Raw genomic sequence first — 11,697 nt, 5'->3', positions numbered from 1 at the left:
GAGATGGTTTCTGAAAATTTCATACATGAAAAAGATTTTTATAAGTTGGATGCTTTTGGCAGGAATCAGCGCATTTGCGCAGGAAGCAGGGAAGGCAGGAGAATTATTGAAAAATGAAGCTTCAGCCACAGAAATGAGAGCTTCTAAAAGCCCGGATGAAAGAAATAAAATTGTTGATCAGTCGAGATTAGGAAATACTACCATTCCTCAGAGAAATGGGAATGGAGCTGGAAATAGATCTCCAAAATCTAATTATCAATGGGACAGAAACTACGGATATGCAGAAGTTTTTCTGAGAATTCCTGAACAGGGTTTTTTTACCGTTGAAGTGGGTAATCAGATGATGGCAAACGGCTCCGGAAAATACAGATTCTTTGATCTTTCTTCAGGAAGAATGCCCATTTCAATCTACGAGAATGGTTTTCTGATCTACAGAACAACTTTGAGGCTGAGCAATAACAGTAGAATGGTACTTGATTTCTTCACCAATGAAGGTTTATATCTTCTGGATTCTTATCCTCTTCAAAATCAGTATGGATTTAACGACTGGAATGATATCTGGAACAACCCTTACGGAAATCAACCCGGAGGCGGATATAATAATGGAAATGCGATGGATACTCAATCTTTCCGCCATTTTTTTGATACGATGATGCAAAATGAAAGGTTTGATGATGGGAAAATTACCATGATTAATCAACAGATGCGTGTTTCAATGTTTACTGCTGCACAAATAAGAGATTTGGTGAAATCAATAAGCTTTGATAATAATAAGTTGGCATTAGCTAAATCTATGTATCGTAACTGCGCAGACAAAGAACATTACTTTCTGGTGACTGATGCCTTTGATTTCGAAAGCAGCAAACGTGAACTCATGGAGTATATTTCGAAATTATAATATTCAATAGAAACGGGCTTTAGCCCGTTTATTTTTTTTATAATCAATCCTTTGGCTTCAGCCAAAACTATTCATTGTAAGGTAAAATTAATTTATGTTTTATAAATGTTTAGTTACTTTTATGAAGCAGTTAAAAGAATTATAATAGTATTGACTAGGTTGGCATCTTCAAATTTCCGTACCTTTGTCAGCTAATTTTATCATCAATGCAACTCGGAAAAACTCAAACTTTAACAATTTCAGAAAAAATTAATTCAGGATGGATCCTCGTAGATGAATCCGGTGAGAAAGCTTTTCTGCCTAAAATATTTATGCAGGACGAAAAAGAAATAGGAGAGGAAGTTGATGTTTTTGTCTATCAGGATGATGATAAATTAAAAGCAACTACTGAAATTCCATTGGCTGAAGTAGGAGAGTTTGCAGTAATGAGCTGTGTACAAAGTCTTCCAAGTGGAGCTTTTATGGATTGGGGAATCATTAAAGATTTATTTATTCCTTACAAACAGCAGAAAACTAAAATTATTGAAGGAAAAAGATATCTGGTCTATATTTATGTGGATGAAGATATGGAATTGATTACAGGAACCACAAAGTTTAAGAGAAATCCTCAGTATACTGATCTTCCGTTTCAAAAAGGTGACAAAGTAGATTTGCTCATGATGAACGAAAGTGAACTGGGCTGGAATGTTATCATCAACAAGCAATATATAGGATTAATCTATGTTTCTGATGTTTTCAAAAAACTATATCCGTTATCAGAAGAAAAAGGATACATCAAAGCAATACGTGAGGATGGGAAAATAGATATTTCTTTACAGCCGGAAGGTTTTGAAAATATTGATGAGTTCAAGAAGAAAATTCTGGACAAACTGGAAGAAAATTACGGCCTTCTGTATGTATCAGATAAGTCTTCTCCTGAAGAGATCAAAGATGAGCTGGGAATGAGCAAGAAGAACTTTAAAAAAGCGGTTGGAGGACTTTATAAAGATAAGGTTATAGATATTCTGGAAGATAAAATCAAATTATTATAAAAATAAAAACGAGCAGAAATTTCTGCTCGTTTTTTTGTTTCCTTTCGAGAAATTTTCGGTTGCTGATTTTTCCGAAATATAATTCTCCTCAGTGATTTTTTGCTGAGGAGAATTTTTTTTAATTCCAACTTTTAAATCCGAAACATGATGGATGTCATAACAATTTTGTTTAATTTTTTTGTTTAACAATTTTGTCAAAAATAAATTTTACTATAAATTTGCACAAATTTGTTTAACAAAAATGTCAAATCAAGCAAAAAAAGACCAAACACAGGAATTGATCAAGGAGACAGCGAAACATTTGTTCTTTGTGAAAGGAAAATTTGATGCTACTACGCAGGAGATTGCAGATGAAGCTGGAGTGAATAGAACCCTTATTAATTATTATTTCCGTTCAAGAGATAAGCTTATCCAGATCATCTTTGATGAAGCGCAAAGAGTAGAACAGGAAAAATCGAACATCATTCAGAATTCTGATCTGCCTTTTAAAGAAAAGATCAGCAAATTCATAGAAAGCAGTCTTTCTACAAGCCTTCAGTATCCATATCTGGAAACGTATATCGTATCACAGATCAATAAGGGAACCTGCCATCAAAGAGAAATTGAAGAAAATATCCTGAACGAAATGTATAAGGATATCGAAAAAGAAATGGAATTGGGAAATATTGAGAAAATGGCACCCGTTCAGTTCATTCTGAATATGGTTTCGTTATTGGTGTTCCCAAGTGCCATAAGACCATTATTTATGGAGAATTTATTAATTAATGATGAGGAATATGATAAAATTATTTCTGAACGAAAAGAGATTATTATCAACATGTTGTTCAAAAACTAAAAAAAAACTAAAGTATTTCTACCAATGATTCGTCATTTAGAAATAAATAATGACTGAAAATTAAATAAAAAATAAACGAAGTATAAAATTATGAATAGAAAACGTATAACTGCTACAAAGCTAAAAATTGGGATAGCTTCAGCATTTATGATTTTCGGCTCTACATTGATGTCTGCCCAGCAGCAGGTTTCCCTGCAGGAAGCAATAAAACAGGCACTTCAAAATAAAGCAGAAGCTAAAAAAGCTGCTTTACAAGTCAAAAAAGCCGAATATAAGATTGATGAAGCCAGAGCCGGTGCCCTTCCACAAATCACTGCTACAGCCGGACTTACATATAATCCAATTATTCAGGAATCTTTGCTGGAATTTGGAGGAGAGAAAATCAGAGCTCAGTTTGGACAACCTTGGGGTTCCACAGCTTCTGTACAACTTCAGCAGGCGATTTTTGATCAAAGGGTATTTACCGGACTTAAAGCTGCAAAATCAACAAGAGAGTTTTATGTACTGAATGCTGAGTTAACCAATGAACAGATTATTGAAAATGTAGCAACAGCTTATTATCAGGTGTTCGTACAGGAAGAAAATCTTAAAACGGTTACTGCCAGTTATGCCAACACTGAAAAAGTAAGAAATGTTATTAAAAGTTTGGTTGATAACGGTTTGGCAAAATCAATCGATTTAGACCGAACAAATGTTCAGCTTACGAATATTGGTTCCAATAAACAGACTTTAATCAACTCTGTTGAACTTTCAAAAAATGCTTTGAAGTTTTATATGGGAATCCCGATTTCTACAGACATCGAACTTGAAGAAAAAACGATTGAACCAAAACCTGAACTGATTGCGAGCAGCGTAAATCTTAATAATCGTACAGAAATTAAGGTTTTAAATAAAAACAGAGAACTTTTGGTGTTCAATAAAAAAGCAACCGAAGCTTATCTTTATCCATCAGTAAATCTTACTGCGAACTACGGATGGGGAGCAAACGGAGCAAAATTCCCGTTGACAAATGGTCTTAGTAATGGCGTTCTTTGGAGTGATTATTCAGCAATTGGTTTGAATGTAAATATTCCTATTTTCACGGGAGGAGCTACAAAAGCGAAGATTAATCAGGCAGAAATTGATATTCAGGATATAGATCAGGATATTCAGAAGACTCAGCTGAGCTTAGATCTTGATTATAAAAATGCAGTCACCAATATGGAAAATGCGTTGATTAATATCGAAAGCATGAAAGATAATGTTGGATTGGCAGAAAGAGTTCAGAAAAATACTCAGTCCAACTATCAGTATGGGTTAGCAACACTTACAGAAGTTCTGGATTCTGAAAATGCTTTGACACAGGCAAAACAGAACTATTCTAATGCATTGCTGGATTACAAACAGGCAGAGATCAAGCTGATAAAAGCTAAGGGTGAACTAAACACACTACAAAACTTATAATAAACTAAAATGAAAAAAACTTTAATATATATCATCGTAGCAGCAGTACTGGTAGGTTTAGCCGCTTACAAGATTGCAGGGAACAAAGAAAAGCAGACGCAGGAAGTAAAAGAAGTTGCCAAACAGGTAGATAAAATCAATGTAAATATTGTAACTGTTACAAGAGAAAATATTGATACAGACTACTCTGCCAACGGAACTTTCATTCCTAAGCAGGAAATGAACCAGTCTTCTGAAATTGCCGGACGTATTGTAAGCGTTTTGGTAAAAGAAGGTTCAAGAGTAAGTGCAGGTCAGGTTTTAGCAACCATCAAGAGAGATGCTATCGAAGTAGATGTTACACAGGCTCAGAATAATTTGCAGAATGCTATTATTGATAATCAGCGTTACGAAAATGCCTTCAAAACAGGAGGGGTTACGAAACAGCAGGTTGATAATTCAAGACTTCAACTGAAAAATGCACAGGCAGCTGTGAAAGCTCAGGGAGTAAGAGTGAATGACACCAGCATCCGTGCAGGGATCAGCGGAACAATCAATAAAAAGTTGGTAGAACCTGGAACAGTTGTTTCGGTAGGAACTTCTATGTTTGAGATCGTTAATATCAACAGCTTAAAATTATCTGTTTTAGTAGATGAAAGCCAGATCGGAAAAATCCAGTTAGGTCAGGAAGTTCCGATTAAAGTAAATGTTTTACCTGAGGATTCGTTCGTAGGTAGAATTACTTTCATCGCTCCTAAAAGTGATGCTTCTCTGAATTTCCCTGTGGAAATTGAAGTTCAGAACAGAGGAAATCTAAAAGCGGGTATGTATGCAACAGCTAAATTCAGTACAAATAACGGTGCAGAAACTCAGAATATGCTGACAGTTCCAGCAGAAGCTTTTGTAAATGGAGTAAGTTCAGGGCAATTATTCGTTGTTCAGAATGGTGTTGCTAAATTGATCAAAGTAACCATTGGAAAAGTTTACGGAGATAAAGTTCAGGTTCTAAGTGGATTGAATGATGGAGAGCAGGTGGTAACCAGCGGACAGATCAATCTGGACAATGGATCTAAAGTGAATATTATAAAGTAGCAGACCCATGAAGTTAGCAGAAATATCCATTAAAAGACCCTCGCTGGTAATTGTATTATTTACAATTCTGACGTTGGGAGGTATCCTGAGCTATACGCTCATGGGATACGAATTGATTCCGAAGTTTGAAACCAACATGGTAACCATTTCTACGGTATATCCGGGAGCTTCACCTGCCGAGGTGGAAACATCCGTTACCCGAAAGATTGAAGACGCCGTAGGTTCCCTGGAAAACGTAAAAAAAGTAGAATCTTCTTCATACGAGAGTTTATCCGTAATCATGGTTCAATTGAACGATGGTGCCGATGTAGATTATGCTTTGAATGATGCTCAAAGAAAGGTAAATGCTATTCTTGCAGACCTTCCGGACGACGTGAAAGCTCCCTCTCTGAACAAGTTCTCTTTAGATGATCTACCGATTATCACGATGAGTATTTCATCTGATAAATTAAACAGTAAGGACCTTTATGACTTATTAGATAAAAAGATTGAACCTATTTTCTCCCGTGTAAACGGTGTGGCTCAGGTAGACCTTGTAGGAGGGCAGGAGAGAGAAATTCAGGTGAATCTTGATGAGAAAAAACTGCAGGGGTACGGACTTTCAATTGGAGACGTACAGCAAGCAATCCTTTCATCAAACCTTGATTTCCCTACAGGAAGTTTGAAAACGAGAACTACAAAATCTACGATCAGACTATCAGGAAAATATAAATCTACTGAGGAAATGAACAACCTTGTAGTTTCCAATAAAAATGGAGCTCAGGTACGTTTGTCTGATATTGCAACTGTTTTCGACTCTCAGAAAGATGTAGAAAAGGTAGCGAGATTCAATCAGTTTCCGACCATTTTGATGCAGGTTAAAAAACAGTCTGATGCGAATGCGGTATCCGTATCTGAAAGTGTTCAGAAAACAATTAAAACAGTAGAAGAGGCTTATAAAGTTCAGGGAGTAAAAGTAAAAATTGTAAACGATACTACAGAATTTACCCTTGAATCAGCTAACCACGTTATTTTCGACTTATTCTTAGCGATTATCCTCGTGGCCATTGTAATGTTATTATTCCTTCACAGTATCAGAAACGCGTTCATTGTAATGGTTTCTATCCCAGCTTCATTGGTGGCAGCGTTCATCGGAATGAACCTGATGGGATATACTTTGAACTTGATGAGCTTACTAGGACTTTCGCTTGTGGTAGGTATCCTGGTGGATGACGCGATTGTTGTACTGGAAAACATTTACCGTCACATGGAGATGGGTAAAAGCAAAATCAGAGCGGCTTATGACGGAGCATCAGAGATCGGATTTACCGTTGCTGCAATTACATTGGTAATTGTAGTGGTATTCTTACCGATTGCGATGAGTTCAGGTCTTGTAGCGAACATTTTGGCTCAGTTCTGCGTCACGGTAGTTATTGCAACCCTATTATCATTGTTAGCTTCATTTACCATCATTCCTTGGTTATCATCAAGATTCGGTAAACTGGAACATTTAACAGGAAAAAACTGGTTTGAGAAATTTATTCTTTGGTTTGAAGGATTAATTGACAAGTTTACACACTGGATTACAGGAATTCTTGAATGGTGTCTGAAAACGACCTTAAGAAGAATTTCAACAGTAGTAATTACATTTATTGTCTTAATCAGTTCATTCATGTTGGTAGCATTCGGATTCATTGGAGGTGAGTTCTTCCCACCAATTGACAGAGGTCAGTTCTTAGTACAAATGGAATTGTCAAAAGATGCAACCGTTGAAAAAACAAACCAATTAACATTAGACGTTGAGAAGTTTCTAAGAAATGATAAAGATGTTGTAGACCTTATTACAACAGTTGGACAGCAGTCTACAGGTTTTGGTGGAGCTCAGGCAACAACATACCAATCTGAGGTTCAGGTAAACTTAACAGATAAATCTGAACGTTCTGAAAGTACCAACATTAAAGCTGCAAAAATAAAAAGACAGCTGGAAGAGAAATTCACAGGAGTTGAATTTAAAACGGCTCCAATCGGTATCATGGGTGCTGAAAATGCTCCAATTGAAATGGTAGTAACAGGACCTGATAACGAAACAGCAGTAAAAGAAGCAACCAGAATCTTAGAACTATTGAAAAAAGTTCCTGGAGCGGTAGATGCCGAATTATCAACAGATACCGGTAGCCCGGAAGTTCAGGTAAGTATTGACAGAGATAAAATGTCTTCTCTAGGCTTAAACCTTTCAAGTGTAGGACAGACGATGCAGACTGCATTCAACGGAAATACAGATGGGAAATTCAGAGCCGGAGAATATGAATATGATATCAATATCCGTTTCGGAGATGTCAACAGACAATCTATCGATGATGTGAAAAACCTTATGTTTACAAACCCTCAGGGGCAGCAGGTTCGTTTAAGCCAGTTTGCTGATGTAAAAATGGGTTCAGGACCAAGTTTGCTTGAACGTAGAGATAAATCACCTTCAGTAAAAGTAAGAGCTAAAGCAGTAGGAAGACCAGTAGGGGACGTTGCTAATGAATGGGCAGATCAGTTCATGAAGAGCACTAAAAAACCTGTAGGGGTAGAGTACATTTGGAGTGGAGATATGGAGAACCAGCAGGAAGGTTTCGGTACGTTAGGAATTGCATTATTGGCAGCTATCGTATTGGTATACCTGGTAATGGTTTCATTGTATGACAGTTTTGTATATCCTTTCGTGGTATTGTTCTCAATCCCGTTAGCGATGATCGGGGTAATGGTAATCCTTGCCTTAACTGCCAACTCACTGAACATTTTCACAATGCTAGGGATGATTATGTTGATTGGTCTTGTAGCGAAGAATGCAATCCTTATCGTTGACTTTACGAATGCGAGAAAAGCAGCAGGAGCAAATACTCATGATGCCTTGGTACAGGCTAACCATGCCCGTCTTCGTCCGATCCTGATGACTACCATTGCGATGATCTTCGGTATGTTACCGATCGCATTGGCAACAGGTGCCGGAGCTGAGATGAACAAAGGTCTTGCATGGGTAGTAATCGGTGGTTTGACATCGTCACTATTCCTTACATTGATCATTGTACCAGTAGTATACTCTCTATTTGACTCTGTTCTAAGAAGAATGGGTAAAGATACTAAAGTAGACTACGAAGCTGAAATGAAAGCAGAATATGTACACAGAGAACTGAATGAGGACGGATTTACTCCTAAGCATTTAGATAAATAAATTAAACCTTTAATTAACCTAAAAGCCGTATCATTTTTTGATGCGGCTTTTTTGTTGATTATGTTTTGATAGGTTTAGGCTAAAGCCCATTTCTATTGATGAGTAATTATATAGCAATAAAAGCCGGACGATGTTTATGAAAAGAAAAGAAGTTGTTTTTAAGTTGAATTATCAGCTTATGTCATTCTGAACGAAATGAAATGTAGTGAAGAATCTCATGGGTTTGATTACAATTGAGATTCTTCCTTGGTCAGAATGACAACCATAAATTTAAAAAATTCAATAAGAGCGGAGTATAATCCTGGGCGTAGACGAAGGTAATTCTACAACATCAAATAATTGCTTTAGCCGAAACATAATATTGATTGAAAACAAAAAAAGACTTCCAGAATAAACTGAAAGTCTTCAAATATTGTAATAGGAAAAGATTAATCTGCCATAGCCTCTCCAGACTTTCTGTAGATAAAGTTTCCATAGATGTGTCTTCTTGCAAAACGGCTTGGTGAATCAGCGTTGACCATTTTGATATAAGTATTTCTTGGAACTCCCATATACTCATACATATTTCCGTTTAAATGCTGAACCATTAAAATTGACTTCTCAAGATAGAAATCCTGGATGTTAGATTTTGTAATGGTTTCAGTATATTCTTCTTTGTATTTTTCCTGTGTTTCAGAATTAATACTTACCAAAAAGTGATACGCTTCAATTACAGACTTGCTTTTTTCTTCTGCTTCTATCTTTCCAGCTTCATCATTAATGAATTTATCAGGATGGGTATCTTTCATCACATTTCTGTAAATGGTCTTTAATTCTTTTAAAGTAACATTTTTATCTACTCCAAGAAGTGTTCTGTGTTCACCAATTTTTTTCATATCTCTAAACCTTATTTTCGGGGTGCAAAATTAAGGATTTTAATCTTATAAACCATAACTTATTCATTATTAATTTATTTGGATTGTTTTAAGATGGTTGAAATGGACTCGATATAAGCTTATAGAATATGTATAATTAACTTTTACAGCTAATTAAACTCCGAGTACAAATTTTTATTCAGTTTAAAATAAATAAATCCATTCTTGAAATCAATCACTGTATTGAACCTTTTTAAGAATTGATTACCAAAAAATCCCGCCATTTTTTCTGTAGAATCAATTCCTTCTGTGGAGCCGGAAAGCGTAATCGGGAGGTTATAAAGATATTTCTGAGCGAATTTAACCGCCGGACAGAGAACAACAGGCATTTCATATACAGAACCGTCAGAACCTCTTGCTGTGGCTTTACCTATCGTTTTCATGTTATTTACCAAAGCATTATTTTTTGCAAAAGGGGAAGCTACCGTAAGTGCATCATCCGCTCCGCTGTCAAGCCCAAAGAACCCAGAATATTCTTTATTATTGATAATCATGCTGCTTTCTACGGCAGGGTAGTTGTCGATCATATGCAGCTTCATTTTTTCATATCCTGTGAAATCAATAGTCTGGTCATTTTCATCATACAACCGGATTTCATTTTTGTGATAATTGATTTCAATAATTTTTCCTTTCATCAGATCCGTTCCGAAAACCCCGTCAAAATGGGCAGATTCATAAGGAATAAGAGTAAACTGTATCTCTTTTCTCTGAATATCTCCGAACTGTATAGTATTGTGACTGCTGTAATCAACGATATTTACTCCGTTGGAACCTTTGTTTTCAGACTTTCCATCAATTTGCAGCGGTATCTTTTTCTTCGAATTGCTATTAATGACAGAACCATCGGCTCCTGTGTCAAACAGAAACTTAATACTATCCGTTTCATTGACTTTACAATGGATATAAATGGAATTATTTTCCAGAGAAAAAGGGAGAATGTTTGGTTTTTTCTGACCTGATAGTATTATGCAGAATAATGATGTCAGGAAAGTAACAATATATTTCATGGAATTAGTTTTTATTGAGACGAAAATAGCTGTAATGACGACTTTAACAAAGAAATAACAAGTCGTTAACCCACTTTTAACCGTTCCTTAACCGTTCTCTATAAAACCTTATAAATAAAAACAGCACCCAATCTGAGTACTGCTAATATATTTTTAAATATTTAAATGCTTCAATCTTTAGTTCAGCTACGGTTCATCACAGGTTTTCTTCAACTTAGTGAAAATTTTATCAAAGTCCTTGTAAGACGTTCCTTCGTCATCACGCTTCTGTCTGAAACTGCTGTTGGCACAGTTGTGAAAACCAAGACCAATCAAATCTATCAGAGCATAATCTTCTTTCTGCGGATCATTCATTTTAGCATCAAATCTTGCCATTACACCTTTCGGATCAGCATTGTTCTTGCTTTTAAGCTCTGTATAATTTTTCCATGCAGCAAACATCTTTTCTCTGTCCGGAGATGATACTGCATCAATTTGTTCTCTGCAGGTATTGTAATATTTACTGTTTTTAAGCGTGGCAGGGTCAGAATAAGCGAGAATTTCTTCTTTATTCAGCTGGTATTCATTTTCAAAAGAATCTATTGTTTCTTCCTGTAGTTTTTTCCATCTTGGAAGATCGATTATTTTAAGGCTGTACAATTCCTTTTTCTTTTCTTCATACTGCTTTTCAAGCTCCTGTAAATAAGCTTCTCTGTTTTGGCGGATTTCTTCAAGCTGGGAAAGTTTAAAAACAGGTCGGGTATCAAATACAACCCCATTGAACTGATACAAAAGTTTGTTTACCCCGTCTATTTCTTCTTTTTTATATTTAGCCGGATCAAAATACCCTTTATTGTCACAATTAAAAGTCTGATAGCTGTACGGTGTCAGATTGTTTGCTTTTGCAGGAGTTTTTTGCCCCCAAATAGTAATGGATAAGGCCAAAGCAAGCCCGATCATCATTTTTTTCATGTACATAACCTGTTGAAAGAATCCGAATTTTCTGAATTTCAGTGCAAAATTAAGGCTTTAAATTCGAAATGTAAAGAATTAAATAGATTTTCTCAATGGTTTTTGTGAATTTTATAAAGATTTTGTACTGTTGATTTTAAATTCTAGAAATTCTACGAAATTAAATCCAAGAAACAGAAGTGAAAATTTTAACCAAAATTAAGGTTATTGATAAGCCTTTTATTACTATTGTTGATTGTTTTTTAGATTTAAAATAATAGATTTACACAAATTAACACGAAACCATGATCTATTATTTTTTTCTTCTTTTTATTATCGCTCTTTTTGGAGGAGTCGCTTATCTGATAATGC

9 protein-coding genes are annotated in these 11,697 nt (G+C 35.7%); 6 read left to right on the top strand and 3 right to left on the bottom strand.

The annotated features are described in order from the left end of the window. Positions 1-25: 25 nt before the first annotated feature. The 6 genes from ACM6F9_RS10225 to ACM6F9_RS10200 all read left to right on the top strand — a co-directional run bounded on the left by ACM6F9_RS10225 (position 26) and on the right by ACM6F9_RS10200 (position 8,474). Entirely contained in the window at positions 26-898 is an 873-nt protein-coding gene (locus ACM6F9_RS10225) for a DUF4476 domain-containing protein (protein WP_414845611.1), read from the top strand. A 206-nt stretch (positions 899-1,104) separates the two neighbouring features. After that, the gene (locus ACM6F9_RS10220; protein ID WP_414845610.1) at positions 1,105-1,929 is read left to right on the top strand and encodes a S1 RNA-binding domain-containing protein; all 825 of its coding nucleotides are present in this window, start codon (positions 1,105-1,107) and stop codon (positions 1,927-1,929) included. A 241-nt stretch (positions 1,930-2,170) separates the two neighbouring features. Beyond that, entirely contained in the window at positions 2,171-2,764 is a 594-nt protein-coding gene (locus tag ACM6F9_RS10215) for a TetR/AcrR family transcriptional regulator (protein ID WP_414845609.1), read from the top strand. A 90-nt stretch (positions 2,765-2,854) separates the two neighbouring features. After that, positions 2,855-4,207 (top strand): TolC family protein, encoded by a 1,353-nt coding sequence (locus ACM6F9_RS10210; RefSeq protein WP_414845608.1) that lies wholly within the window; start codon positions 2,855-2,857, stop codon positions 4,205-4,207. Between the two features lie 9 nt (positions 4,208-4,216). Beyond that, a complete protein-coding gene (locus tag ACM6F9_RS10205; protein ID WP_414845607.1) occupies positions 4,217-5,278 on the top strand; it encodes an efflux RND transporter periplasmic adaptor subunit in 1,062 nt (353 codons plus the stop codon). 7 nt (positions 5,279-5,285) lie between these two features. Beyond that, the gene (locus ACM6F9_RS10200; protein WP_105701333.1) at positions 5,286-8,474 is read left to right on the top strand and encodes an efflux RND transporter permease subunit; all 3,189 of its coding nucleotides are present in this window, start codon (positions 5,286-5,288) and stop codon (positions 8,472-8,474) included. A 428-nt stretch (positions 8,475-8,902) separates the two neighbouring features. Here ACM6F9_RS10200 and ACM6F9_RS10195 read toward each other — a convergent pair whose 3' ends face one another. The 3 genes from ACM6F9_RS10195 to ACM6F9_RS10185 form a co-directional block, all read right to left on the bottom strand. Beyond that, positions 8,903-9,349 carry a KTSC domain-containing protein gene (locus ACM6F9_RS10195; RefSeq protein WP_223600866.1) on the bottom strand — a complete coding sequence of 149 codons (447 nt, stop codon included), beginning with the start codon at positions 9,347-9,349 and terminating at the stop codon, positions 8,903-8,905. Between the two features lie 149 nt (positions 9,350-9,498). Then, complete coding sequence (locus tag ACM6F9_RS10190) at positions 9,499-10,395, bottom strand: retropepsin-like aspartic protease (protein ID WP_414845606.1); 897 nt, start codon at positions 10,393-10,395, stop codon at positions 9,499-9,501. Positions 10,396-10,581: 186 nt separating this feature from the next. After that, positions 10,582-11,346, bottom strand: a complete 765-nt coding sequence (locus ACM6F9_RS10185; RefSeq protein ID WP_414845605.1) for a hypothetical protein — start codon at positions 11,344-11,346, stop codon at positions 10,582-10,584. Positions 11,347-11,697 lie beyond the last annotated feature (351 nt).

This window comes from Chryseobacterium sp. IT-36CA2, assembly GCF_949767875.1.
Taxonomy (GTDB): domain Bacteria; phylum Bacteroidota; class Bacteroidia; order Flavobacteriales; family Weeksellaceae; genus Chryseobacterium.
The sequence above is the reverse complement of the archived record's forward strand: the minus strand, read 5'-3'. Positions and strand labels throughout refer to the sequence as shown.